General features: G+C 72.0%; 21 protein-coding genes. 15 read left to right on the top strand and 6 right to left on the bottom strand.

Going from position 1 to position 25220, the window contains the following annotated elements; translation table 11 throughout:
- Window positions 1–141: 141 nt before the first annotated feature.
- Window positions 142–753, top strand: coding sequence for a hypothetical protein (locus tag ACFWPI_RS13990; RefSeq protein WP_380369594.1), 612 nt, complete (start codon window positions 142–144; stop codon window positions 751–753).
- A gap of 81 nt (window positions 754–834) precedes the next feature.
- On the opposite strand, the gene ACFWPI_RS13985 is transcribed toward ACFWPI_RS13990, so the two are convergent.
- Together ACFWPI_RS13985 and ACFWPI_RS13980 are read right to left on the bottom strand one after the other, a co-directional pair.
- Window positions 835–2634, bottom strand: a complete 1800-nt coding sequence (locus tag ACFWPI_RS13985) for a hypothetical protein (RefSeq protein WP_380369592.1) — start codon at window positions 2632–2634, stop codon at window positions 835–837.
- Window positions 2631–3695, bottom strand: a complete 1065-nt coding sequence (locus ACFWPI_RS13980) for an ATP-binding protein (RefSeq protein ID WP_380369589.1) — start codon at window positions 3693–3695, stop codon at window positions 2631–2633. The genes ACFWPI_RS13985 and ACFWPI_RS13980 overlap by 4 nt, the downstream gene beginning before the upstream one ends.
- Before the next feature lie 177 nt (window positions 3696–3872).
- On the opposite strand from ACFWPI_RS13980, the gene ACFWPI_RS13975 reads away from it, so the two are divergent.
- The 3 genes from ACFWPI_RS13975 to ACFWPI_RS13965 all read left to right on the top strand — a co-directional run bounded on the left by ACFWPI_RS13975 (window position 3873) and on the right by ACFWPI_RS13965 (window position 7527).
- The gene (locus ACFWPI_RS13975; protein ID WP_363369343.1) at window positions 3873–5087 is read left to right on the top strand and encodes a cytochrome P450; all 1215 of its coding nucleotides are present in this window, start codon (window positions 3873–3875) and stop codon (window positions 5085–5087) included.
- Between the two features lie 49 nt (window positions 5088–5136).
- On the top strand, window positions 5137–6135 hold the full coding sequence (locus ACFWPI_RS13970) for an ADP-ribosylglycohydrolase family protein (RefSeq protein WP_380369586.1): 999 nt from the start codon (window positions 5137–5139) through the stop codon (window positions 6133–6135).
- Between the two features lie 225 nt (window positions 6136–6360).
- Window positions 6361–7527 carry a serpin family protein gene (locus tag ACFWPI_RS13965; RefSeq protein WP_380369583.1) on the top strand — a complete coding sequence of 389 codons (1167 nt, stop codon included), beginning with the start codon at window positions 6361–6363 and terminating at the stop codon, window positions 7525–7527.
- Between the two features lie 75 nt (window positions 7528–7602).
- Here the strand turns inward: ACFWPI_RS13965 and ACFWPI_RS13960 are convergent, their stop codons facing one another.
- From ACFWPI_RS13960 to ACFWPI_RS13945, 4 genes are all read right to left on the bottom strand, one after another.
- On the bottom strand, window positions 7603–8715 hold the full coding sequence (locus ACFWPI_RS13960) for an ADP-ribosylglycohydrolase family protein (protein ID WP_380369580.1): 1113 nt from the start codon (window positions 8713–8715) through the stop codon (window positions 7603–7605).
- A gap of 42 nt (window positions 8716–8757) precedes the next feature.
- Window positions 8758–10062, bottom strand: a complete 1305-nt coding sequence (locus ACFWPI_RS13955) for a DUF2786 domain-containing protein (RefSeq protein ID WP_380369577.1) — start codon at window positions 10060–10062, stop codon at window positions 8758–8760.
- Window positions 10063–10164: 102 nt separating this feature from the next.
- Window positions 10165–11796: a transporter gene (locus ACFWPI_RS13950; protein WP_380369574.1), complete on the bottom strand. Its 1632-nt coding sequence runs from the start codon at window positions 11794–11796 to the stop codon at window positions 10165–10167.
- A complete protein-coding gene (locus tag ACFWPI_RS13945; protein ID WP_380369570.1) occupies window positions 11793–12692 on the bottom strand; it encodes an ABC transporter ATP-binding protein in 900 nt (299 codons plus the stop codon). The genes ACFWPI_RS13950 and ACFWPI_RS13945 overlap by 4 nt, the downstream gene beginning before the upstream one ends.
- A 253-nt stretch (window positions 12693–12945) precedes the next feature.
- Here ACFWPI_RS13945 and ACFWPI_RS13940 point away from each other — a divergent pair, with 253 nt between their 5' ends.
- From ACFWPI_RS13940 to ACFWPI_RS13890, 11 genes are all read left to right on the top strand, one after another.
- Window positions 12946–13527, top strand: a complete 582-nt coding sequence (locus ACFWPI_RS13940; protein WP_380369567.1) for a DUF1707 domain-containing protein — start codon at window positions 12946–12948, stop codon at window positions 13525–13527.
- A 421-nt stretch (window positions 13528–13948) separates the two neighbouring features.
- Window positions 13949–14320: a 30S ribosomal protein S12 gene (rpsL, locus tag ACFWPI_RS13935; RefSeq protein WP_014144289.1), complete on the top strand. Its 372-nt coding sequence runs from the start codon at window positions 13949–13951 to the stop codon at window positions 14318–14320.
- A 2-nt stretch (window positions 14321–14322) separates the two neighbouring features.
- Window positions 14323–14793 (top strand): 30S ribosomal protein S7, encoded by a 471-nt coding sequence (gene rpsG / locus ACFWPI_RS13930; protein WP_030055803.1) that lies wholly within the window; start codon window positions 14323–14325, stop codon window positions 14791–14793.
- A 39-nt stretch (window positions 14794–14832) separates the two neighbouring features.
- Window positions 14833–16938, top strand: a complete 2106-nt coding sequence (gene fusA, locus ACFWPI_RS13925) for an elongation factor G (RefSeq protein WP_063348955.1) — start codon at window positions 14833–14835, stop codon at window positions 16936–16938.
- Between the two features lie 236 nt (window positions 16939–17174).
- Window positions 17175–18368, top strand: coding sequence for an elongation factor Tu (tuf, locus tag ACFWPI_RS13920; protein ID WP_063348956.1), 1194 nt, complete (start codon window positions 17175–17177; stop codon window positions 18366–18368).
- 175 nt (window positions 18369–18543) lie between these two features.
- Window positions 18544–19533: a glycosyltransferase family 2 protein gene (locus ACFWPI_RS13915; RefSeq protein WP_380369563.1), complete on the top strand. Its 990-nt coding sequence runs from the start codon at window positions 18544–18546 to the stop codon at window positions 19531–19533.
- A complete protein-coding gene (locus ACFWPI_RS13910) occupies window positions 19530–19961 on the top strand; it encodes a GtrA family protein (protein ID WP_063348958.1) in 432 nt (143 codons plus the stop codon). The genes ACFWPI_RS13915 and ACFWPI_RS13910 overlap by 4 nt, the downstream gene beginning before the upstream one ends.
- A 182-nt stretch (window positions 19962–20143) precedes the next feature.
- Complete coding sequence (locus ACFWPI_RS13905; protein ID WP_380369561.1) at window positions 20144–22210, top strand: hypothetical protein; 2067 nt, start codon at window positions 20144–20146, stop codon at window positions 22208–22210.
- A 124-nt stretch (window positions 22211–22334) separates the two neighbouring features.
- The gene (locus tag ACFWPI_RS13900; protein ID WP_380369559.1) at window positions 22335–23669 is read left to right on the top strand and encodes a hypothetical protein; all 1335 of its coding nucleotides are present in this window, start codon (window positions 22335–22337) and stop codon (window positions 23667–23669) included.
- A 103-nt stretch (window positions 23670–23772) separates the two neighbouring features.
- On the top strand, window positions 23773–24462 hold the full coding sequence (locus ACFWPI_RS13895; RefSeq protein WP_063348961.1) for a glycosyltransferase family 2 protein: 690 nt from the start codon (window positions 23773–23775) through the stop codon (window positions 24460–24462).
- Window positions 24459–24836, top strand: coding sequence for a DUF2304 domain-containing protein (locus tag ACFWPI_RS13890; protein ID WP_063348962.1), 378 nt, complete (start codon window positions 24459–24461; stop codon window positions 24834–24836). The genes ACFWPI_RS13895 and ACFWPI_RS13890 overlap by 4 nt, the downstream gene beginning before the upstream one ends.
- Window positions 24837–25220 lie beyond the last annotated feature (384 nt).

Here is a 25220-nt window from a genome sequence, read left to right as displayed (position 1 = left end):
CCCCGTGCGGGGGAGGCGGCGGGTTCGCCGGTGCGGGCGATCCGCGACGAGGGGTGCGGCGGACAGCATCTGTGGTGTCGGAACGGACCACGGGCCACCAGCTACCTGCCGGGGCCGCGGATCACCACAGGAGATCGTCGGATGAACACCCCGCAGGAGAACCACCGCACCGCCTACGCCGTCGTCGGCGCCCCCGCCCTGATGGCCCTCTACGGGGGGATCCGGCTGGTCCCGGGCTCCCGGGAGCCCGGCCTCGGCTGGACGGCCGGCCACACCGCGATGTTCGCCGGGCTGCTGCTGTTCGCCCCGGTCCTGCTCGCCCTGCGCGGGCTGCTCGCCCCGCGCGGCACCACGGCCGGGCGGCTCGCGGCCGGTGCCGCGCTCGGGACGGCGTTCGCCGGCCTGGCGGCCTCGCTGGTGCAGATCGGGATCGATCTGTACGTCGGCCTGGCGGCGGCGGACAAGGCCGGGCAGTCGCGGATGTTCGACCGCGTCCAGGGCGTCCCCGGGGTGCTGCCGGCGGTCTACCAGATCGGCCCGCTGCTGTTCTACGTCGGCCTGCTGGCCCTGCTGGTCGCCGCCGCGGTGGGTGCGGCCCGGACGCTGCCCTGGTGGAGCCCGGTGCTGATGCTGGTCGGCACCGCCGCCTCGGGGGCCGACCTGGCGCTGATCCCGGTGGCCGCGGTCTGCTACCTGGCGGCGCTGGCCCCGCTGGCCCGCCGCGCCGCCGGGCCCCGCCCGGTGCTGGCCTGACCGGTGCTGGTCTGACCGGTGCTGGTCTGGCTGGGCGGTCCGGACGGGCGGCCGCTCCCGCAGGGGAGGGGCGGGCGCCCGTCAGCTCATCCGGAACACCGGTCCGCGCGGGGTGAACGGCAGCCCGGCGCCCCGGGGGACGAGGAAGGCGTGCTCGCGGCGCACCCGCAGCACGTCGCACGCGCCGTCGGTGATCACCAGCACGGGCGCCCCGCGCGGGAAGTCCTCGGCCCGCTCCAGCAGGTCGACGCCCGGCTGCAGCTCGGTGCCGCCGCGCCCGCGCACCCGGACCCGGCCGGCGATCTCGCCGACCGGGACGTACCCGGCGTCGTGCGGTGCGGCGTCGCAGTGCACCACCCGGGCCGCGGGCACGTCCCGGGCGGCCGCGTACGAGGCGATCGCGCCGAGCGCCTTGCCGAGCAGGACCCGGTTCATCGAGCCGGAGGTGTCCAGGACGACGCCGAAGGTGCAGCGCGGTACCTCCTCCGGCGGGTGGTAGCGGCCGGCCCGGGGGATGTCCGGGGTGGCGGACTGCCGACGGGCCGGGCGGGAGTAGCTGCGGACCGGCTCCGGACGGGGCACGAACTCGTCGAACCAGCGGGCCAGCCGGGCGTCCCAGGGCAGCGGCGGGTGGGCGAGGGCGCGGATCTCCTCGACCAGTCCGGCGGGCAGCAACCCGCGGTCGCGCTGGTGCAGCTCGAAGCCCTGCTGGAGTCCGCGGCGGTAGAAGTCGTCGAGGTCCACGTAGTCGCGCGGGCCGCGGTCCAGCGGTGCGCCGAGGATGTCCGGGCGGTTCTTGCCGGCCAGAGTGGCGAGCCGGCGGATCCGGCGCTCGTCGCGGACGATCCGGTCGTACACCTCCTCGGCCGACAGCCCCTTCAGCTGCGGGTCGTGCAGCAGGCCTTCCGGCATGTCGCCGACGCCCATCTCCAGCAGCCAGCCGTTGATGACGTAGTCGGCGGCGACGTTGAAGAGGAACGGGTCCCGGCCGCCGCGGCGCTCGCCGTGCCGCAGGGCGGCGTGCAGCATCTCGTGGCCGAGGATGAACCGCCACTCCTCGTCGGTCTGCTGGCGCAGCGGGTTGATGTAGACCTCGCCGGCCTCGGCGTTGACGGCGGCGATGGAGATGCCGTGGGCGCGGGCCAGTTCGGCGTCGGCGACGACGGTGAGGCCGGCCGCGATGCCGCCGAGCAGCGGGTAGGAGGAGACGAACCAGCCGAGCGCCCTGGTCCACGGCCGTACGGGCAGGCGCTCGCCGGTCTCCCGGTCGAAACGGCCGCCGGCCCGGTCCATCGCGGCGGACATGGTGCGGGTGAGGGCGGCGGCGAAGGCCGCCGACCAGTCCTTCGGGGTGTGGCCGTAGTCCTGCCACTCGACCAGCAGCTGGTCGTGGTCGGCGGTGCCGGCCGTCCCGGCGGTGACGGCGGGCGGCAGGCCGTCGCGGCGCCAGCGGGCGGCCAGCTCCTCCTCGTCGCCGCCCGGGTACTCCTGCGGGAGGGCGACCGGGGGGCGGCCGACGGGGAAGGTCGCGAGGAAACGGTTCACCACCGCGCAGCGGGCCGCCTCCTCGTAGGCGTCGGGCTGGACCCGGACACCCTTGGCGGCCGGGACGTGGCCGAAGCCCAGGTGCAGCAGGCAGTGCGCCAGTACCCAGGCCCACTCGTCCGGCTCGGCCCGGCGGCGCGGGTTGACGTGCACGGTGCCGTCGGAGTCGACCACCGCCCAGCCGCCGGTCGGGGCCAGCCCGCAGTCGTCCCGGCGGCAGAAATCGGCGGGCACGGCGTCGAAGGCCGGGTTCTGGCGCAGCAGCCGGACCCCCTCGGCGAAGACCTCCGCGCCCGGGTCCGGCTTCTTCGCACCCTTCTGGACGGAAGGGCTCACCGGCGGGCCTCGACCAGCCGGGGCATGTCCCGGGCCGCCTCGATCAGGAACCAGGAGGGCAGCACCGGATTGCCGTCCGCGCCGTCGGCGATCACCGTCTGGGCGACCTCCACCGAGATCTCGGCCAGCTGCACCAGCAGAGACTTGGCCCGGAAGGCGGTCTGCCGCTGCGCCCCCGAGGCGTGCTCCTTGCTGGCCGGAAGCTCCTTGACCAGGCGGCCGCGGAAGGCGTCGGCCAGGTAGTAGAGCAGGTCGCGGTCCTCCAGCCGGTGCGGCCAGCGGGCGTCGCCCTTGAGGATCGCCTCCAGGCCGTAGGCGTTGCGGACGATCTTGGCGTAGCCGCAGAAGGCGATCGCGTGCTGCGGGGTGAGCAGCCCGTACGCGAGCACCTTGAGGGTCTCCTCGTCCAGGGCGGGGCCGAAGGAGTGCAGCGCGTCGGAGAGCATGTGCCAGGCGCGCGGGGTGGAGAACGGCTCCTCGGTCTTCGGCGGGGCGGACCACAGGTGGTCGGGCCGGTCGGTGACGTAGTCGACGACCCAGGGGTGGATGCCGGCGCCGGCCGCCCAGCGCAGCCAGTCTGCGGCGCTGGCCCGCAGGTGCACGTGGACCATGCGGTTGACCAGCGCGGACGCCATCGGTCGGGCGAGCGCGCCGTCGGTGGCGCGGTTCCCGGCGCCGATCACGATCGAGCCGGGCGGCAGCTCGTACGAGCCGATCCGGCGGTCCAGGATCAGCGAGTAGAACGCCTTCTGGACGTCCGGGGTCGCCGCGTTGAGCTCGTCCAGGAACAGGCAGTACGGCTCGTCGCGGGCGATCTGCTCGGGCGGGCAGAACCGGGAACGGCCCTCCGGGGTCAGCTGCGGGACACCGATCAGGTCCTCCGGGGCGAGCTGGGTGCCGACCAGGCTCACGCACTCCAGGCCGAGCGACTCGGCGAACTCCCTTACCAGCGAGGACTTTCCGATCCCGGGCGCGCCCCAGAGGAACACCGGCCGGACGGTGGCCAGCCCGAGCAGCAACTCGGGAATCTGGACGGGCGAGACGCTGACTGCTCCCTGCACGGGGCTCCTTGGCAAGTGGTGGGGTGACCGGCCCAGTCTGCGGCGGGAGTTGACGCGGCGCACCCGGATTTTCGGGTGGTCGCCGGGAGGCCTGAGAAAAGGGGCTTAAAAACGGGTGAACCGCATGCGTACGATGATCCTTCCGGCTCCCCCCTCATGGCCTGGAGTGATCGAGCGATGACGACGACGGCGAAGTTCGACCCCTGGTCGGCGGCGTTCGTGGCCCACCCGTACGACGCGTACGCCGAGTTGCGCGAGCACGCGCCGGTGACGTACTTCGAGCCGACCGGGCAGTGGCTCGTCTCGCGGCACGAGGACGTCAGCGCGCTCCTGCGCGACCGGCGGCTCGGGCGTACCTACACCCACCGCTTCAGCCACCAGGAGTTCGGCCGGCCCGAACCCGACCCGGCGCACGAGCCCTTCCACACCCTCAACGACTTCGGGCTGCTCGACCTGGAGGCCCCCGACCACACCCGGATCCGCCGGCTGGTCTCCAAGGCCTTCACCCCGCGCATGGTCGAGGGCCTGCGGCCGACCGTCCAGCGGCTCGCCGGGGAACTCGTCGACGGCCTGCTCGCGGCCGGCGGCGGCGACCTGATCGCCGCCGTCGCCGAGCCGCTGCCGGTCGCCGTGATCGCCGAGATGCTCGGCGTGCCGGAGGGCGACCGGCACCTGCTGCGGCCCTGGTCCGCCGACATCACCGGCATGTACGAGCTCAACCCGAGCGAGGAGGCCGCCCGCAAGGCCGTCACCGCGAGCACCGAGTTCTCCGACTACCTGCGCGCCCTCATCCGCGAACGCCGCACCGCCCCCGGCACCGACCTGATCAGCGCGCTGATCCAGGCCCAGGAGGGCTCCGACGCGCTCAGCGAGCAGGAGATGATCTCCACCTGCGTGCTGCTGCTCAACGCCGGCCACGAGGCGACCGTCAACACCACCGGCAACGGCTGGTGGGCGCTGTTCCGCAACCCCGGTGAACTCGCCCGGCTGCGCGGCGCGACCGACGCGCTCCTGCCCACCGCCATCGAGGAGCTGATGCGCTGGGACACCCCGCTGCAGCTGTTCGAACGGTGGGTCCTGGAGGACATCGAGCTGCGCGGCGTCACCATCCCGCGCGGCTCCGAGGTCGCCCTCCTCTTCGGCTCCGCCAACCGCGACCCCGAGCGCTTCACCGACCCCGACCGCCTCGACCTCGGCCGCACCGACAACCCCCACATCACCTTCGGCGCCGGAATCCACTTCTGCCTCGGCGCCCCGCTCGCCAGACTGGAACTCACCGAGTCCTACGGCGCCCTCCTGCGCCGCGCCCCCGGCCTGCGCCTGGCCCGCGAACCCGAGTGGAACCCGGGCTACGTGATCCGGGGCCTCAGGGAACTGGTGGTCGAGGTCTAGATCGAGGTCGGGGCCAGGTCGGGGTCGGTTCGAGGAACGGGGGAGAGCTGTGGGCAAGGCGACGGGGTCACTGCTGGGGCTGGCGATCGGGGATGCGATCGGCCGGGTGACCGAGTTCAAGACGGTAGAGATGATTGCCGACGACCACCCGGACTGGCGGCAACTTCCGCTGCCCCGAAGGGCGCTGGTCACCGACGACACCCAGATGACCCTCGCCCTCGGCCGTGGTCTGCGCATTGCCCTGGAGCGCGGGCCGCTGACCCCGCTACGGCTGGAGCGGCCCGTTCGCGAGGAGTTCGTCGACTGGTGGCGCTCCCCGCAGAACAACCGTGCTCCCGGCATGACCTGCCTGCGAGCCTGCGAGCGGCTGAGCCGCCCCGCGTACCGCTGGCAGCAGGCGAGCGACGTCGGTTCCAAGGGCTGCGGCGCCAACATGCGGGTCGCTCCGGTCGGACTGATCCGCGAACTCGACGCCCGCCAGCTCGCGGGCGCCGCGCAGCTGCAGTCCGCGCTCACCCACGGGCACCCGACCGCACTCGCCGCCAGTGACCTCACCGCGTACGCCATCCGCAAGCTCGCCGAGGGCGTTCCGCCGGCCGGCCTGCCCGCGGTGCTGCGGGCGTACGCGCTGGCGAGCCGCGAGCGGTACGACGAGTTCTGGCTCGGCGACCTCTCCGCGCGCTGGTACGGTCGCTCGCCGCAGGACGTCATCGCCCGCGGCTGGGACGACTGCCTGGCCGTGCTCGACCAGTTGGACGCCGCGCTCGCCGCGCCCGACGTCGAAGCGGACCCGTGTCTGGCCACCGGTGAGGGCTGGGTCGCCGAGGAGGCCTTCGCCACCGGCCTGCTCTGCTTTCTGCTGCTGCCGGACGACCCGGTGTCCGCCGTCCGCCGGGCCGCCTACTCCAGCGGCGACTCGGACTCCCTGGCCTGTCTGACCGGCGCCTTCGCCGGGGCCCATCACGGGGAGTCGGTCTGGCCGCAGGAGTGGGTGGAGCGGATCGAGTACCGGGACGAGCTGCTCGCGCTCGGGGCGCTCTGGGACTGAGCTCCACAACCTGCGTTCCGGGCCCGGGTGGAACCGGGTTCGGGGGTGGTGCGTCGAAGGGCCATGACGAAGCGCAGCACCGCAGGGCATCGCCGTTCCCGCCGTCGGGTGGGGCTGCTTCTCGCCGCCGGGTTGGCGGTCGGCCCGGCGCTGGCCGGGTGCGGGAGTGCGGCGGGCGGGGGGCCCGTGGTGGTACGGGTCTCGGCGTCGGGGAGCCGGGCGGCGGTGGATCCGGGGCAGGTGGCGGCGGTGGCGGCCGGGACCAGCGCCTTCGGGCTGGACCTGCTGCACGTGCTGACCGCGACGCCGGACGGGGCGGGGCGCAACGTCGTGGTCTCGCCGGCCGGGCTGGCGAGCGTGCTCGGGATGCTGCTGCCGGGGGCGCGCGGTGCCACCGCCGAGGAGCTGGCCAAGGCCCTGCACACCGGGCTCGACCCGCGGCAGTACGCCCTCGCCGTCGGCGCGCCGGACAGCGGGAGCCGGGCCGGCGGCGACCAGGTCGTCCTGCGCCGTTCCGACGCCCTGTGGACGCAGCAGGGCCTGGCCGTCGCCCCGGATTACCTGGACACGCTCGCCGCCGCCTTCGACACCGGCGTGCACCCCGTCGACTTCGCCAGGGACCCGGCCGGCGCCCGCGGGAGCATCAACGCGGCGGTGGAGAAGGCCACCGAGGGGCGGATCAAGGAGCTCTTCGGCCCGCAGCAGATCACCGCCGACACCCGGCTGGCACTCACCGACGCGCTCTACCTGAAGGCGGCGTGGGCCTCCGGGTTCAAGCCCGCGAACACCTCCGAGCGCCCCTTCCACCGGCTGGACGGCTCCACCCCGGCGGTGAGCACGATGAGCCGCACCGGCACCCTCCGGTACGCCGAGGGCTCCGGCGGCATCGTCGGCGAACCCTGGCAGGCCATCGAACTCCCTTACGCGGGAGGTGGGTTGGCGATGGATCTGATCGTCCCCGCGCAGGGCGGGTACGCGGCCTTCAGCAAGGGCCTGGACCAGGCCCAGCTCGACCGGATCCTCGGCGGGCTCGGCGAGCGGTCCGTCGACCTGACCCTGCCGCGGTTCCACTTCGACACGGCCAACGACCTCGTCCCCGCCCTGCGCTCACTCGGCGTCAAGGCGGCCTTCGACGCGCCCGACTTCACCGGCATCACCGCCAAGGAGCCGCTCGGCCTGGGCGCGGTGGTGCAGAAGGCCACCGTCGAGGTGAACGAGGACGGCACGGTCGCGGCGGCCGGCAGCGGCGCCGGGGTGGCGGCGATGGCGGCGCCGGCCGCGCCGGAGTCCGTCCAACTGCACATCGACCGGCCGTTCCTGTTCCTGATCCGCGACACCGCCGACGGGCGGCCGCTGTTCCTCGGCCAGGTCACCGACCCGCAGGCCTCCTGAGCCGACCCGTAGGCGAAGCGGACGAAGCAGATGAAGCGGACGAAGCAGGCGAAGCAGCCGGAGGAGGACCGGGCGTCACCAGGCCGGGTAGCGCCCGCCGAGCGCCGGGTGGGCCGGGTCGCGGCTGCCGAACAGCACCAGCAGGTCGTCCGCGACCCGCAGCAGTTCGGCCCGGCCCTCGACCGCCCCCGCCCACTCGGCGGGCAGCGCCGAGGCGCCGTACGCGGCGCCGACCAGGTTGCCGCAGACCGCGCCGGTGGAGTCGCTGTCCCCGGAGTGGTTCACCGACAGCAGCAGCGCGCTGCGCACCGGGTCGGGTTCGAGTGTGGTCGCCAGCAGCGAGTACACCGCGATGGCCAGGCACTCCTCGGCGATCCAGCCGAGGCCGACCCGCTCCACGGACTCCGCCGTCGGCTGCGACTCCTGGGCCACCCGGACGGCCCGGGCCAGCGCCTGCACCGTCTCCTTGGACCCCGGCAGCTCGCGGATCTGCTCCACGGTCTCGCCGACCGCCGCCCACGGCTCGGTCCCGTTGGCGAGCCGCTCGACCAGCGCCGCGAAGGCGCCCGCCGAGAGGTAGCCGGTCGGGTGCCCGTGGGTGAGCTGGGCACACTGCACGGCCAGCCCGAAGGACAGCTCGACGCCCAGCCGGGCCAGCCCGAACGGCGCCGAGCGCATCACCGTGCCGCAGCCCTTGGACTCCGGGTTGATCGGCCCCGGCTGCCCGATCACGGACGGCGACTCGAACTCCGGGTGCTCGGCCACCCCGCTCATGCAGGCGTTGCCGGGCGCCCTCGACGCGTACAGGAAGGGCCTGGTCAGCAGCCAGCCGTCGTACGGGCGGGGCTGCGGCGCGGTGTCCGGCGAGCCCTGGCGCTGGGTCAGCAGCCAGCGCCGGTACGCGGCGTGGACGGCCTCCGGCACCGAGCCGCCGCCGCCCGTCCAGCCGCGGACGAACGCGCGGATCAGGCCCTCGGCGGTGAACAGGGTCATCTGGGTGTCGTCGGTGACTTCGACCGGCCCGGTACCGGCCGGCAGCCCGGTCACGCCGTCCGGCCCGTACCGCTGCTGGATCTGGTGGAGCTGCTGGAACTCCACCGGCCAGCCCAGCGCATCGCCGACGGCCCCGCCGAGCAGCGCCCCGCGCACCCGGTCGCGGTATCCCGATTCGGCCGCCGACTCCGTCACGTCGATCCCCCTTGGTTCATGGCGGGATACGTTCTATCAGGTCTACCGGCGGATCTGCCCGGCGCGCCCGTGCAGCGCGGCGCGGTCGGCGGCGGCGCGCCCGGCCGCCCAGCCCACTCCGTCGCTCACCCGGACCCGCTGCGAGACCAGCTTGGGGAACAGCCGGCCGACCTCGTCGTCCACCGCCTCGGAGCGGGCGGCGAGCGCGGGCAGCAGCCGCTCGTCGGGCAGCAGCTGCTCCTCGGTGCCGTCCTCGCGCAGGTGCCGGCCGGCCGCGGCGGCGCTGGTCGCGCGCTCGGTGGCGGCGGTCAGCCGCTCGCGGATCCGCGCCGCGTACGCGACGAGGAAGGAGTGCCGGAACGCCTTGCTGCGCGAGTCCCGGCGGGAGCCGGCCTTGTTGAGCGCGTGGGTGGCCTGCACCAGCAGCGAGGTGTAGAGCAGCTCGACGCCGTCCAGGTCGCCGTCGAAGCCGACGACGGTGCAGAAGCCGAACTCCTTGGCCCACACCGCCCGGCACCGGTTGGCCGCCGCGACGGCGTCCAGCAGCATCGTCTTGGGGCTCTCGTACGGGTTGTCCACGCCGATCCGCAGCGCCGCCGGGGTGTTCCGGTCGTCGCCGGTGGCGGCCAGCAGCGCGTCGTCGATGCTGTGCTGGGCCATCAGCTGCTGGGCCTTGGTGGTGAGCGCCTCGGCCTCCTCCGGGTACTCGGTGGACTCGGCCTTGGCCAGCAGCGCCCGGATCCGGGCCAGCATCCGCGGCTCGCCGGTCAGCGGGCCCGTGGTGCGTTCGGCCTGCGGGCCCGTGGTGCGATCGGTCTGCGGCCGCCGGCCGGGCGCGGGGCCGACCGGGGAGATCGGCGGCAGCCGGCCCCAGGTCCGCAGCAGCTCCAGGGCGGCGGTGGCGAGCGCGAAGCGGTCCAGCCGGTGACGGTCGGCGAAGGCGCCGAGGTACTGCTCGTCGCCGGGCCACCAGACCTCGGCCTCCAGCTCGCGCAGCTGCTCGTGCCAGCGCCGGTCGAGGGCGGCCGCGGGGTGCCGACGGCCCTCGGCGGCGATCAGGTCCACCGCGAGGGCCAGGTGGACGGGCTTCAGCCCGCGCCGGACCACCCGGGCCAGGTCGGCCGGGCGCCACCCGGCGGACCAGCAGCGGCCGACGGCGGTGTCCGTGTACCCCAGCAGCGCCCGGCTGACCGCCGGCCACTGCCCGGCCGAGGCGGCGAGCAGCGACGCCCCGGTGTCCAGGGCGAGGTCCAGCGTTTCGTCCGGGGCCGTCAGCACCGATCGCACCGCCTGCTCCAGCAGTGGGCCGGCGCCCCCGTCCCCGTCCTGCTGCGCGCGCTTGCCCACGGTGTGTCCCTGCTCTCCTCGACGGCCCGGCCCTCCCGCCCATGATGCCGGAGCGCCCGGCCCCTTCGACGGGACCGGGCGCTCCGGGGTGACGCAGGCGACTCAGCGCTCGACGGCCTTGGCCAGGATCTCCGGGGCGCGCTCCAGCAGCCGCCCGGCCGCGAAACGGATGCCGAGGGCGGCGATCAGGGCGCCGTAGAGCGGGCCGACCACCAGGACCGGCCAGGTCGGGCCGGCGGAGAGCAGCGCCCAGCCGAGGTAGCCGCTCACCGGCAGGGAGAGCAACGCCACACCGAACAGCGAGCCGAACTGGTTGACCAGCACCAGGCCGCCCTGCCCGGGGGCGGCGTTGCGCATCGGATTGCTGTCGGCCGGCATGGTGTACGGCGCGAGCACGCTGAGCGTCGCGCCGAGCGCGACGCCGCAGCCGAGCAGGGCGAGCGCGAGGCCGAGTGCGGACGGCAGGCCGGCCCAGTCGCCGGTGGCTGCGGCCAGCACGGGCCCGAGCACCAGCGTCACCGGGACGGCGTACGACAGCACCGCGTAGGCCCGGCCGCGCAGCTCGTCCCGGGCGTCGGCCGGGGTGAGCAGGGTGGCGGCGACCATCCAGAACGCCGAGCCGTCCATGCCGAACAGGTTGAGCATCTGCAGCCCGAGGAACATCCCGGTCATCGCCAGCAGGTAGACGCTCGACCAGCCCTGGACCATCGACAGCACGCAGATCACCAGCGTCATGCCGATGCTGGTGAACACCGCGGCCTTGGCCCGCGGCTCCCGCCAGGCGTACCGGAGGTGGCGCTGCATCACCGCCCCGGCCCGGCCCTCGGGCAGGAAGCTCCAGCCGCGCGAGCTCTGCGCGCCGCGGGCCACCTCCAGGGTGGAGGAGTCGGCGGTGACCATCAGCTCCTGGAGGCTGCCGCGCCACCAGCGCAGCAGCAGGGCGAGCAGCGCCGCGGCCGCGGCGAGCTGGAACAGCGCCAGCCCGTACCGTCCCTCGCCGGCGGTGCGGGCCGCGTCGGCCGCGCCGACCGGCGGCAGCCAGCGCAGCACGGAGGCGATCGGCGCCAGCGGGCTGAGGTCGAGGTGGTCCCCAGGCCGGCCGAAGACGCTCTGCGAGCCGACGTTGGCGGCCTGCACGAGCAGGGCGAACAGCAGTCCGCCGAAGATCGCGAAGTCCTTGCCGCGCCGGCTGGAGAGCATCCGGGCGTTGCCGGCGGCGACCGCCCGGGAGAGCGTGACCAGGCAGAGCACGGCCAGCGGGACGCCGACCAGCGCGGCCGCGGCCGAGGCCCCGCCGTTGGCACCGGACAGCGCCGCGCCGGTCACCAGCACCAGGCTGACCAGCGGGCCGGGCCCGATCAGCGCGGCCAGCAGCGAGCCGCGCAGCAGCGGGCCGGGCCGCAGCGGGAGCATGGTGAGCCGGGTCGGGTCGGCGCTCTCGTCGCTGGAGAAGAGGAACAGCGGTAGCGCGGCCCAGCCGAGGGTGAGCACGCCGAGCAGCATCACCCCGGCGTCCCCGGAGCCGTCGAAGCGCCCGTTCATCATGGCGAGGGCGAAGGCGATGCCGGCCGCGAAGGCCAGGCCGAGGACGCCGCCGATGACGTACACGGCGGTCCGGCCGGGGCTGCGCCGCAGGCCGTTGCGCAGCAGCCGCAGCTTGAGTGCCACCAGGGCGCGGACCACCGTCCGCCCGTCGGGCACCGGGGTGCGGGCGGCCGCGGGGGCGGTGCTCACTGCCCGCCCCCGAGCTGCGCGCCGGCCTGTCCGCCGGCCTGCGCGCCGGCCTGTCCGCCGAGCTGCCCGCCGCCGGCCGGCGCGTTCCCGGCCGCTCCGCCGCCGAGCCAGCCGAGCGCCTGGCCGTCGTCCTCGCGGACGCCGATCAGGCCGAGGAAGGCCTCGTGGAGGCTGCGCCCGCCGCGCACGGTGTCCAGCGGGCCGTGGGCGATCACCCGGCCGGCGTTGACCACGGCGACCCAGTCGCAGAGCTGTTCGACCAGTTCCATCACGTGGCTGGAGAAGACCACCGTGGATCCGGCCGCCGCGTACCGCTTGAGCACGCCGCGGATGGTCTGCGCGGAGACCGGGTCGACGCCCTCGAAGGGCTCGTCGAGGAACAGCACGTCGGGGTTGTGCAGCAGCGCGGCGGCCAGACCGATCTTCTTGCGCATGCCGGTGGAGTAGTCGGCGACCAGCTTGTCGGCGTCGCGGGCGAGGTCCAGGACGGCCAGCAGCTCCTCGGCGCGGCGGTCCACCTCGGCGCCGGGCAGGCCGCGCAGCCGCCCGTTGTACTGCAGCAGTTCGCGGCCGCTGAGCCGCTCGAACATCCGCAGCCCCTCGGGCAGGATGCCGATCCGGGCCTTGACCGCGACCGGGTCGGCCCAGACGTCGCCGCCGTGGATGAGGACGGTGCCCTGGTCGGGCCGGAGCAGGCCGGTGGCCATGGACAGCGTGGTGGTCTTGCCGGCGCCGTTCGGGCCGACCAGGCCGATGAAGGAGCCGGCCGGCAGCTCCAGGCTGAGTCCGGCGACGGCGGCCTGGCCGCCGAAGTGCTTCCACAGCCCCTGGATGCTAACGGCGGAGGGGGGAACGGGTGCGGGGTGGTCGGACGGCGGCGGCGCTGACGCCTGCATGGCGGCCTTCTCTGTTCGCTGGCGGATGGGTGTCTCGGACTCAGCCTGTCACTGCGGAAACGGGCTGTCTCCAGAGTTGAGGATCCCCTGAGGGAGTGGGCCGAACGGGTGAGGCGCGCCGTCCGGACGGCGCGTTACGGCGGGTGCCGGGCTGGAATTGGCAACTACTCAGCTGTGCCGTTCGTCCTGCACTATGAGGGGCAGTGAGGGACAGCGAGGGGCGCGGGGCCGCGCCGGGTGCCGGGAGGTGCGGATGGCCGTTCAACCGTGGGGAGCCTCGGACCCCGGCGAGCCGGATCGCCGCCCGGACGGGGGCCGGCAGCCCCAGCCCGTACCGCAGTCCGTCCCGCAGCCCGTACCGCAGCCCGGGTTCCACGCGGGGATGCGTGCCGGGTACGCGGACCGGGACCGGACGATCGACGTGCTGAAGGCCGCGTTCGCCGAGGGCCGGCTCTCCGCCGAGGAGTACGAGCAGCGCCACGAGCAGGCCTCCGCCGCGCAGACCTACGGCCAGCTGGCCGGGCTGGTGTCCGACCTGCCCTCCGGCCCGATGCCGGCGCCGATGGCCTTCGCCGCCCCGCCCGTCCCGGCGACCTTCCTCCCGCCGCCCCCGCCGCCGGTTCGCTCCACCAACGGGCTGGCGGTCACCTCACTGCTCCTCGGCCTGACCGGCCTCTCGCTGCCCGCGGTGGTCGTCGGGCACGTCGCGAAGGCCCAGCTGAGCCGCCACGACCGGGCCGGCGACTGGGTCTCCACCCTCGGCCTGCTCTTCGGCTACGCGGGCTGCGCGCTCTGGACGCTGCTGCTCCTGGTGGTGCTGCAGGTGCCGGTCTGAGCGGGCCGCCCCGGGCGCGTCCCGCCCCGGTGGCGGCGGTCGACGGGCTGTGGTAGAGCGGGTGGAGGGCGGTCCGACACCGGGTGGTCGCGTCCGGGACACTCCTGGGACATCCGGCCGAAGGTCGCGACCTGCGGCGTTGCATTTGTTTTGACCGCGCCCGATGCGCTAGGTACGCTCTGACCTTGTGCCTGGGGTGTCCCCGGGTCCTTGTGCGTGCATGCACACCGGTCGCCGCGCCGAGCCGGAGCGCCTTCCAGCGCCCCGCGCGTTGAGCGCCGTCGCTGTACATCAGCTCATGGGATTCCGTGTCGGAATAAGCCCAACACACCCGACCGCGTGGGTCGACCACGGGGCCGTGTGCGGGGGATCACCGCAGGTTAGTTTTACCAAGCCTTGGCACACAGAAAACGGAGAAACGGTGCCTACGATCCAGCAGCTGGTCCGAAAGGGCCGGCAGGACAAGGTCGAGAAGAACAAGACTCCCGCGCTGAAGGGTTCCCCGCAGCGTCGTGGGGTCTGCACGCGTGTGTACACGACCACCCCGAAGAAGCCGAACTCGGCTCTCCGCAAGGTCGCCCGTGTGCGCCTCACCAGCGGGATCGAGGTCACCGCTTACATCCCGGGCGAGGGCCACAATCTGCAGGAGCACTCCATCGTGCTGGTGCGCGGTGGTCGTGTGAAGGACCTTCCTGGTGTCCGCTACAAGATCATCCGCGGTTCGCTTGACACCCAGGGTGTCAAGAACCGCAAGCAGGCTCGCAGCCGCTACGGCGCCAAGAAGGAGAAGTAAGAATGCCTCGTAAGGGCCCCGCCCCGAAGCGCCCGGTCATCATCGACCCGGTTTACGGCTCCCCGGTCGTCACCCAGCTGGTCAACAAGATCCTGCTGCACGGCAAGCGCTCCACCGCCGAGCGGATCGTCTACGGCGCCCTTGAGGGCGTCCGTGAGAAGACCGGCTCGGACCCGGTCGTGACGCTGAAGCGCGCGCTGGAGAACGTCAAGCCGGCCCTCGAGGTCAAGTCCCGCCGTGTCGGTGGCGCGACCTACCAGGTTCCGGTCGAGGTCCGTCCGGGCCGCGCCAGCACCCTGGCGCTGCGCTGGATGGTCGGTTACTCCCGCGCCCGTCGCGAGAAGACCATGACCGAGCGCCTGATGAACGAGATCCTCGACGCCAGCAACGGCCTGGGCGCTTCCGTGAAGCGTCGCGAGGACACCCACAAGATGGCCGAGTCCAACAAGGCCTTCGCGCACTACCGCTGGTAGTCCCTACCCCGTCACTAGACAGAGAGAGAACGAGCCACCATGGCTGCAACCTCCCTTGACCTCGCCAGGGTCCGCAACATCGGGATCATGGCGCACATCGACGCGGGCAAGACCACCACCACCGAGCGGATCCTGTTCTACACCGGCGTCTCGTACAAGATCGGTGAGGTCCACGATGGCGCTGCCACCATGGACTGGATGGAGCAGGAGCAGGAGCGCGGCATCACGATCACGTCGGCCGCGACGACCTGTCACTGGACGGTCGACGACGTCGACAACACCATCAACATCATCGACACCCCGGGTCACGTCGACTTCACCGTAGAGGTGGAGCGTTCGCTGCGCGTCCTCGACGGTGCCGTGACGGTGTTCGACGGTGTCGCCGGTGTCGAGCCCCAGTCCGAGACCGTGTGGCGGCAGGCTGACCGCTACGGCGTCCCGCGCATCTGCTTCATCAACAAGCTGGACCGCACGGGCGCGAACTTCTTCTTCTGCGTCAAGACCATCGTGGACCGCCTCGGCGCGACCCCGCTGGTCATGCAGCTCCCGATCGGTGCCGAGGCGGACTTCAAGGGCGTTGTCGACCTTGTCCGCATGAAGGCGCTGGTCTGGTCCGCCGAGGCCGCCAAGGGCGAGATGTACGACATCGTCGACATCCCGGCCGAGCTGCAGGAGCAGGCGAACGAGTACCGCGAGATGCTCCTGGACGAGGTGTCGAACGTCAGCGATGACGTGATGATGCTCGCCATGGAGGGCGAGGACGTCCCCGAGGAGCTGCTGTACGAGGCGATCCGCAAGGGCACCCTGGAGTCGGCCTTCACGCCGATCTTCTGCGGTACCGCGTTCAAGAACAAGGGCGTTCAGCCCCTGCTCGACGCGGTCGTCAAGTACCTCCCGTCGCCGCTGGACATCGAGTCGGTTGAGGGCACCAAGCCCAACGACCCGGAGACCAAGATCACCCGCAAGGCCTCGGACGACGAGCCCCTGGCCGCGCTGGCGTTCAAGATCATGTCCGACCCGCACCTGGGCAAGCTCACCTTCGTCCGGATCTACTCCGGCCGCCTGGAGTCCGGCACCTCGGTGCTGAACGCCGTGAAGGGCAAGAAGGAGCGCATCGGCAAGATCTACCGCATGCACGCGAACAAGCGTGAGGAGATCGAGTCGGTGGGCGCCGGCGACATCGTCGCCGTCATGGGCCTGAAGCAGACCACCACCGGTGAGACGCTGTCCGACGAGAAGGCCCCGGTCATCCTGGAGTCCATGGACTTCCCGGCCCCGGTCATCCGCGTCGCGATCGAGCCCAAGTCCAAGGGTGACCAGGAGAAGCTGGGTGTTGCCATCCAGCGTCTCGCCGAGGAGGACCCGTCCTTCCAGGTCAACACGGACGAGGAGACCGGCCAGACCATCATCGCGGGTATGGGCGAGCTGCACCTTGAGGTGCTGGTCGACCGTATGAAGCGTGAGTTCAAGGTCGAGGCCAACGTCGGCAAGCCGCAGGTCGCGTACCGCGAGACGATCCGTCAGGCCGTCGAGCGCATCGACTACACCCACAAGAAGCAGACCGGTGGTTCCGGTCAGTTCGCCAAGGTGCAGATCGCGATCGAGCCGCTCGAGCAGGCCGAGGGCTACGAGTTCGTCAACCAGGTCACCGGTGGCCGCGTGCCGCGGGAGTACATCCCGTCGGTCGACGCCGGTTGCCAGGAGGCCATGGAGTTCGGCATCCTCGCCGGCTACCCGCTGCAGGGTGTCCGCGTGAAGCTGCTCGACGGCCAGGCGCACGACGTCGACTCGTCCGAGCTCGCGTTCAAGATCGCCGGTTCGATGGCGTTCAAGGAAGGCGCGCGGAAGGCCAAGCCGGTCCTCCTCGAGCCGATGATGGCCGTCGAGGTCACCACGCCCGAGGACTACATGGGCGACGTGATCGGTGACATCAACTCTCGCCGTGGCCAGATCCGGTCCATGGACGAGCGTCACGGTGCCCGCGTCGTCACGGCGCTGGTGCCGCTCTCCGAGATGTTCGGCTACGTCGGTGATCTGCGCAGCAAGACCTCTGGTCGCGCGAGCTACTCGATGCAGTTCGACTCGTACGCCGAGGTTCCGAAGGCCGTGGCGGAGGAGATCATCGCCAAGGCCAAGGGCGAGTAAGGACCGGCTCCAGCCGGTTCCCTACGAGGCCGCGGCCGTCCCGATATTTCGGGACGATTGTGAACCCTTAGGCTATTAGGAGGCGTCCCGGGAGAATCCGGTCGGATTCTCCCGGGGGGCCTCCGGCCCCCACCCCGCGGGACGGTGCGAGGTGCTTCCGGCACCTCGGGCCCAAACCCGATCAAAGACCAACTGACGTCAGCACGGCGTACAGAACTGTCCTCAGGAGGACTGCAGTGGCGAAGGCGAAGTTCGAGCGGACGAAGCCCCACGTCAACATCGGCACCATTGGTCACATTGACCACGGTAAGACGACCCTTACCGCGGCCATCACCAAGGTGCTGCACGACGCTCACCCGGAGATCAACCCCTTCACGCCGTTCGACCAGATCGACAAGGCGCCGGAGGAGCGGCAGCGCGGTATCACCATCTCGATCGCGCACGTCGAGTACCAGACCGAGGCGCGTCACTACGCCCACGTCGACTGCCCGGGTCACGCGGACTACATCAAGAACATGATCACCGGTGCGGCCCAGATGGACGGTGCGATCCTCGTCGTCGCCGCCACCGACGGCCCGATGCCGCAGACCAAGGAGCACGTCCTCCTGGCCCGCCAGGTCGGCGTCCCCTACATCGTCGTCGCCCTGAACAAGGCCGACATGGTGGACGACGAGGAGATCCTGGAGCTCGTCGAGCTCGAGGTCCGCGAGCTCCTCTCGGAGTACGAGTTCCCGGGCGACGACCTGCCGGTCGTCCGCGTCTCCGCGCTGAAGGCGCTGGAGGGCGACAAGGAGTGGGGCGAGAAGCTCCTCGGCCTCATGGCCGCCGTGGACGAGGCCATCCCGACCCCGGCCCGCGCCGTGGACCAGCCGTTCCTGATGCCGATCGAGGACGTCTTCACGATCACCGGTCGTGGCACCGTCGTCACCGGTCGTATCGAGCGTGGCATCCTCAAGGTCAACGAGACTGTCGACATCATCGGCATCAAGGAGACCAAGACCACCACCACGGTCACCGGCATCGAGATGTTCCGCAAGCTGCTCGACGAGGGCCAGGCCGGTGAGAACGTCGGTCTGCTCCTCCGTGGCATCAAGCGCGAGGACGTCGAGCGCGGCCAGGTCATCATCAAGCCGGGTTCGGTCACGCCGCACACCGACTTCGAGGCCCAGTCCTACATCCTGTCGAAGGACGAGGGTGGCCGTCACACCCCGTTCTTCAACAACTACCGCCCGCAGTTCTACTTCCGTACCACGGACGTGACCGGCGTCGTGACCCTCCCCGAGGGCACCGAGATGGTCATGCCGGGCGACAACACCGCCATGACGGTCGCGCTGATCCAGCCGATCGCCATGGAGGAGGGCCTGAAGTTCGCCATCCGTGAGGGTGGCCGCACCGTGGGCGCCGGCCAGGTCACCAAGATCATCAAGTAATTGATGTTCTGACCTGTCTGTCCCGCACAGGCGAACCGAAGGGCTCCGCACACCCAGGTGTGCGGAGCCCTTCGGCCTTCATCAGGCCTTCACCCGCTCTCACAGCCTGCTCATGGCCGGCTGTTATTGTCGGGCGACCGTCCAGCCCGCCGTCGCGGAAAGTGGGATCCAACGCATGCCAACGGCACCACTGTTGTCGGTCGTGATGCCGATCTACAACGAGCAGGAGGCGCTCCCGCTGACCGTGGAGCGGCTGCGGCCGATCCTGGACGGGCTCGGGGTCGACTACGAGGTCGTGGGCGTCGACGACGGCAGTACGGACGCCACCCCCGTCGTCCTGCAGAAGGTCCGGCAGGACTGGCCGGAGTTCCGCATCGTCCGCTTCGCCCGCAACTCGGGACACCAGGCCGCGCTCACCGCCGGCATCCACCGGGCGCGCGGCGACTACGTGGTGAGCATCGACGCCGACCTCCAGGACCCGCCGGAGAAGATCCCGGAGATGCTCGACCTGGCCCGCGAGCAGGGCTTCGACGTCGTCTACGGCGTGCGCGGGGACCGCGCCACCGACACCGCCTTCAAGCGCCGGACGGCCGGCGCCTACTACTGGCTGATGCGCAAGCTGGTCGGCAAGCGGATGCCCAACCAGGCCGGCGACTTCCGCCTGCTCAGCCGCGCGGCCGTGGAGGCCCTCAAGCAGCTGCCCGAGCACCAGCCCGTCTACCGGCTGCTGGTGCCGTGGCTCGGCTTCCCCAGCGGCGAGGTGGTGTACGTCCGGGAGGAGCGGGTGGCCGGCGGCACCCACTACCCGCTGTCCAAGATGGTCCGGCTCGCACTGGACAGCGTGACCAACTTCTCCGCCGCCCCGCTGCGGCTGGCCACCTGGCTGGGCCTGGTGAGCTTCGTGGTCTGCCTGGCCCTCGCGGTCTACACCACCCTCTCGTACGCGCTCGGTGCGACCGTGCCCGGCTGGTCCTCGCTGTTCATCGGCATGCTCTTCATCGGCGCCGTGCAGCTGATCTGCGTCGGACTGCTGGGGGAGTACGTCGGCCGGATCTACTCGGCGGTGCAGGCCCGCCCGACCTACTTCGTCGGCTACGACTCGGCCGACGACGAACCGGCGCAGGACGACGCGGCGCACGGCGACACGCGGGGCCCGGGCCGGTGACCGTCACCGAGGAACCGGCGGAGCCCGCCGAGCCGGCCCCGTCGACCCGCCGCCAGCTGCCGTCCTTCCTGGTCATCGGCGTGCTCAGCACCGTCTTCTACCTGGCGCTGTTCGTCGCCGCGCGGTGGTTCACCGACCCGCAGGCGGCGAACCTGATCGCGCTGGCCGTCAGCGCGGTGGCCAACACCGCGGCCAACCGCCGCTTCACCTTCGGGGTCACCGGCTCGCAGGGCATGGTCCGGCACCAGCTGCAGGGCGCGGTGGCCTTCCTGATCGGGCTCGGCCTCAGCGCGGGCGTGCTCGCCCTGCTGGACCAGGTGGCGCCGAACGCCTCCCGGCCGGTGGAGGTCGCCGGACTGGTCGCCGCCAACGGCCTGGCCACGGTGGCCCGGTTCGTGCTGCTGAAGATCTGGGTCTTCCGGGGCTGAACCGGCGCTCGACGGCGCCCGTTACCGGCCGTTCGCGGACCGTCCACCCGGCCCCCTCAGCCCGTCGTGCCGACGGGCCCCTCGGTATGCTGTGGCTCGTAGCCTGCCCGCTGACGGTAGTGGAAGTCCGCACCCGGCCGGGGAGACGGGCGGCAGGGACTTGACCGAAGGGGCACGGCACCGTGTCGACCGTACATTCCTCGCCTGAGCGCGAGCTTCAACGTCCGACCGCACCGCCGGGGCCGCCGCCCGAGCCGATCACCAGTGGACGGTCCAGGCGCAACCCGCTCGTCCTGGCCGGGGGGCTGGCCCTGTCCTGGCTGGTGCCGACCGGGCTGGTCGCGCTGGACCTGGGCGTCCTGCTGCTGCCGCTGCTGCTGTTCTCCATAGCCGCCGTGCTCCGGGTCGGCGGCGTGCTGCTCGACCGGCTGTTCGTCGCCGGGCTGGTGCTCGCCGGTTCGGTGCTGACGTTCGGCCTGCTCTTCTCGCTCTGGCCGTGGGGCCTCTCGCCGGTCGCCACCAGCGGCCTGATGTTCAGCGTGGTGACGGTCGCCGCCTGGGCCGCCCGCCGCGGCCCGCGCCTGCCGTTGCGCTTCCGCTGGTCCGACCTGCTGGTCCTGGGCACCGGCTACGGCGTCTGGCACTACCTGTTCCACCCGATCGCGGGAACGTCGGCGGCCGAGCGGGTCGCCTACTTCGCCACGTCGGAGGACCGGCTCGCGCACTTCTCCTTCTTCTCCGGCATCCAGAACGTCGGCGGCTTCAACTTCCTCCACCAGGAGGCGGCCCGGTCCTACCTGATACCGCCGTCCGAGGTGACGTACCCGCAGGGCTCCCACTTCCTGCTGGCCTGGACGGACACCCTCGTCCACTCCGCCGCCGACTCCGGCGACATGCTCTACACCATGAACCGGTACTTCCTGTACCTGCTGGTGGGGTACGCGCTGTTCTGCGCCGCACTGGTCTGGGCGGCCCGGTGGATCGGCGGGCCGCGGCTGCGCGGCTGGCGCTGCGCGGCGGTGTGCGCGACCGTCGGCGCGATCATGTTCGCGAGCAACTACATGGACCTGATGGTCCACGGCTTCGACTCGACCTTCATCGGGCTGCTGCTGATCGCACTCGCGCTGGCCGTGATGATCCGGCCGGCGATGGGCACCACCGAGTTCGTGCTGGCCGCGTCGGCCGGGCTGATCACCGTCACCTACGCGTACAACATCTACGGCGCCTTCGTCGGCGTGGCACTGCTGGGCGCGCTGGTGGCGCACCGGCGCAAGTTCGCCGGGCGCTGGTGGTGGACCGCCGGCGCGCTGGCGTGCGCGCTGGGCGTGGCCGCGCTGCCGAGCGTCCTGTCCGTGCTGGGCAACCTCGACGTGGCCGGTGCCTCGAACATGAACGGCCCGAGCGTCGGGGCCGACCGCTCCATACTCATCGGCGGCGGGCTGCTCGGCCTGCTGGCCGCGGTCATGCCGCGCAACCGCCGGACGGCCGTCGGCCAGGCGCACCTCGCGGTCCTGCTCGGCACCGGCGGGCTGCTCAGCGCCTTCGCCGCCTACCAGCTGCACACCATCGGCAAGTACTCGTACTACTTCCACAAGATGACGGCCGTGGGCGTCGTGGTCAGCCTGATATCCCTCGGCGCCGTCGGGGCCATGCTGCAGAGCCCGTACCGGGGGACGGGCCGCACGCTGCCGAGCCGCCTCGGCGAGCTGGCGATATCCGGCCTCGCCGTCGCCGCCGCGCTCAGCCTCTTCGCCAACGTGCAGTGGGGCTTCCTGACCACCAAGGACAACCCGTCCGCCTGGTCCGGCAACCCGCTGGTGGCCTGGGGACGCGGCGAGTTCAAGGGGGACATGGGCCCCAAGGGCGCGCAGGCGCTCGACATATCGAGCAAGGGCCCGGTGATCGCGCTCTTCGCCAACGACGACTACAAGAACCTCAAGGCCACCTGGCTCGCCTCGCTGCTGAACCGGCGCGGGGGCGACATGACGGCGCTGTACGACATCCACTGGGTGTCCATCGGCGGCCCCCAGGTGAAGGAGGAGGACTACCAGAAGTCTCTGGGCCGCCTCAAGGGAGCCATCGACAAGCTCCCGGCCGCGCCCGTCCCGCCGACCATCCTGACCGCCGACCGCTCCGTGGGCGACCGGATCAAGCGGGACCTGGCGGCGCAGGGTGTCACGGTGACGGTGCTGAGCGATCCTCAGAACCTGTGGACGGAGCCGTGGTCCCGTACCTTCCCGGGGGTCTGAGGGTGGGGCCCACCGTCATCGGACGTTCACGGCTACCCGCTACTATTCACAGCAATCGCACGGCCGGGCCGGCCTCGTGCGGAGACGTGTGGCAAGGTCGGCCGGTTAATTCGGTGATCATGTGATGAAGAACCCGATCGCCAAGCTGCTCGGGGTGCTACCCCCGGGGGCCCGGCTCGTGGTCGGTGGGACGGTCGTGCTCGGCGCCTCGGCGTACGTCTACATGGCGCTCGTGGGCTACAGCCTGGGCACGGCCGGCGCAGCCAGGGTGACGATGCTCTGGACGATCGTGATGTCCGTCGGGTGGGGCCTGTTCCAGCCCGTCGAACTGGAGCTGACGCGGCTGGTCGCCGCCCGCAAGGTGTCCGGGGCGGGGGCACTGCCCGCGGTACGGCGGATGCTGCTGCTCGCCCTGGCGATCCTGGCCGCGGCCTGCGCCGTGCTGGCGGCCGCCGCCGGCCCGATCGCCGACCAGCTGTTCGGCGGCGACCGGACCCTCGTGGTGGCCCTCGCCGGCGGCATGGCGGGCCTCGCGGTGAGCTCGGTCTCCCGCGGTGCGCTGGCCGGCCTCGGGCTGTTCGGCCCCTACGGCACCCAGCTGGCCGTCGACGGTGCCCTGCGCATCGGGCTGGCCGCGCTGACCGCCGTCCTCGGGCTGCACTCGGCACTGGCCTTCGGCCTGATCCTGGTGGTCGCCCCGGTCGCCGCCTCGCTGATCGGCCTGCGCGGCATCCTCGCCGACCGCGCCCCCGGGCCGGAGGTGTCCTGGCGCCAGCTCACCAGCGGGCTCGGCCTGCTGATCGGCTCCGTGATGCTCAGCCAGCTGGTGGTGAACGCGACCGTCGTCTGCGTGCGCCTGCTCGCGCCGAAGCACTCCGAGGCGTCCGACGCCCTGGTCTTCGCCCTCGGCCAGGCCGTGGTGATGGCCCGCGTGCCGCTCTTCGCCTACAGCGCCCTCCAGGCCTCCATGGTCTCCGCGCTCTCGGGTGCCACCGCGGCCGGCGACCACGCCGAGTTCCGCAAGGTGCTGACCCGCACCACGGCGATCGTCGCCGCCATGTGCATCGGCGGCGGGCTGCCGGTCATCGCGCTCGGCGCCTGGCTCAACCCGCTGCTCTTCAACGCCAAGGACCTGCTCAACCCGCTGGACTTCACCTGGCTCGTCCTCGGCACGCTCTGCTACGTCCTCGCGACGGTCTTCGGCCAGGCGCTGATGTCGAGCGCCCAGCACCGCCGACAGCTGGTGGGCTGGACGGCCGGTTCCGTAGCATTGGTTGCGGTCGCCCTCTCCCCGGGCGACGTCGGTCTCCGTGCCGAGCTCGCGTACCTGGCCGGCGCGCTGGTCAGCGCCGTCCTGATGCTGTGGGCGCTGTACCGCGCGTTCCCCTCCAGCCCTGCCGCCTCCGGGCACTCCGGGCTGGACAGCAGGAGCGCGGCCGAACCGCTGCGGACCTCGTGACGGTGGGGGACCGGACTGTGATTGGCCGACGACGCCCGTGATCACCACCGACAGACAGACCGAGGCACGCGACGCCGTGCCGTTCGCCAAGCATGGAGCCCCTGTGTCCGACTATGACAACGTCTGGCTGGTGATCCCGGCCTACAACGAAGGCCAGGTGATCGCCGAGGTCGTGGAGGGGGCACGCAAGACCTTCCCCAACATCGTGGTGATCGACGACGGCTGCACCGACGACACGGCGAAGCACGTCATGACGACCGGCGCCCACCTGGTGCGGCACCCGGTCAACCTGGGCCAGGGCGCAGCGCTGCAGACCGGCCTGAAGTACGCGCTGGAGCAGGAGGGCGCCGAGTACTTCGCCACCTTCGACGCGGACGGCCAGCACCAGACCGCCGACGTGGAGAAGATGGTGGCGCTGCTGCGCCAGGACGAGGCCGACATCGTGCTCGGCTCCCGCTTCATCGAGCAGACCGGCCAGGTGCCGTGGATCAAGCGGGTCGTGCTCCGCACCGCCGCCGCGGTCAGCCCGACCGCCCGCAAGCTCAAGCTCACCGACGCGCACAACGGTCTGCGCGTGATGAACCGGGAGGCGGCCAGCCGCATCCGGATCACCATGAACGGCATGGCCCACGCTTCGGAGATCGTCTCCTTCCTCGCCGGCTCGGACCTCCGGGTGGCAGAGGTGCCGGTGGACATCCTCTACACCGACTACTCGCGCGCCAAGGGCCAGTCCCTGATCAACGGCGTGAACATCCTCTTCGACATCTCGCTGCGGGAGCGTAACCGCCGATGAATCACCTCTGGATCCAGCTGATCCTCGTCCTGGCCGCCGTGGGCATGGCCCTCCTGTTCGTCCGGCGCTGGGACGCCGCGAACACCCGGGCGTGGAAGCGCATCGCCTTCTCGCTCTTCGTCGTCGCCAACGTCATCGCGATCCTGTGGCCGGCCGGCGTGACCAAGCTGGCCACCGCGCTGGGCGTCGGCCGTGGCACGGACCTGGTGCTCTACCTGATGGTCATCGCCATGGGCTTCCTGACGCTCAACACCTACCTGCGCTTCCGGTCGCTGGAGAAGAAGCTCACCGACCTGGCCCGTACGGTCGCCATCACCGAGGGCGTCCGCCACAACAACGACCGCCTCGACGCTCCGGTCGGCTCCGACCACTGATCGCGCTCCACGCGACAGGGCACGAGGCCTGAGGGCCGGCACCCCCGACGGGGTGCCGGCCCTCAGCCGTGCGGGCGAGCGTGCCGCCGGAGAGGCCGGCGAACGATCCCGTCGACCGTCGGCCACCGAGCCGAACGGTGACGCCCGTTCATCCGTTGTGGAAGAAGGGGGCGCCAATAGGTGCCGCCTTTTTGGGCTCCGGAAAATCCGGACATTACCGAGTTCATTCATCCCCCGGCCGCCCGGTGGGCGTATTTCCTTGTGCCAGAATTTCCGATTGGCGGCCTCTGTACACCCGGTTTCCGCCCCCCGGAGCCGGTGTGGGCCGACCGGCTGACGCACGGGCCCGGCAAAGCTGGTTGACTTGGGGCGCCCGCTGGCCGC

This window comes from Kitasatospora sp. NPDC058492 (assembly GCF_042720685.1).
In the GTDB taxonomy this organism is placed as follows: domain Bacteria; phylum Actinomycetota; class Actinomycetes; order Streptomycetales; family Streptomycetaceae; genus Kitasatospora.
The sequence above is the reverse complement of the archived record's forward strand: the minus strand, read 5'-3'. Positions and strand labels throughout refer to the sequence as shown.

Coding starts and splice junctions, on each gene's coding strand:
- ACFWPI_RS13990 (WP_380369594.1), top strand. CDS start 142: ATGAACACCCCGCAGGAGAACCACCGCACCGCCTACGCCGTCGTCGGC.
- ACFWPI_RS13975 (WP_363369343.1), top strand. CDS start 3,873: ATGACGACGACGGCGAAGTTCGACCCCTGGTCGGCGGCGTTCGTGGCC.
- ACFWPI_RS13945 (WP_380369570.1), bottom strand. CDS start 12,692: ATGCAGGCGTCAGCGCCGCCGCCGTCCGACCACCCCGCACCCGTTCCC.
- ACFWPI_RS13940 (WP_380369567.1), top strand. CDS start 12,946: ATGGCCGTTCAACCGTGGGGAGCCTCGGACCCCGGCGAGCCGGATCGC.
- rpsG (WP_030055803.1), top strand. CDS start 14,323: ATGCCTCGTAAGGGCCCCGCCCCGAAGCGCCCGGTCATCATCGACCCG.
- fusA (WP_063348955.1), top strand. CDS start 14,833: ATGGCTGCAACCTCCCTTGACCTCGCCAGGGTCCGCAACATCGGGATC.
- ACFWPI_RS13915 (WP_380369563.1), top strand. CDS start 18,544: ATGCCAACGGCACCACTGTTGTCGGTCGTGATGCCGATCTACAACGAG.
- ACFWPI_RS13900 (WP_380369559.1), top strand. CDS start 22,335: ATGAAGAACCCGATCGCCAAGCTGCTCGGGGTGCTACCCCCGGGGGCC.
- ACFWPI_RS13890 (WP_063348962.1), top strand. CDS start 24,459: ATGAATCACCTCTGGATCCAGCTGATCCTCGTCCTGGCCGCCGTGGGC.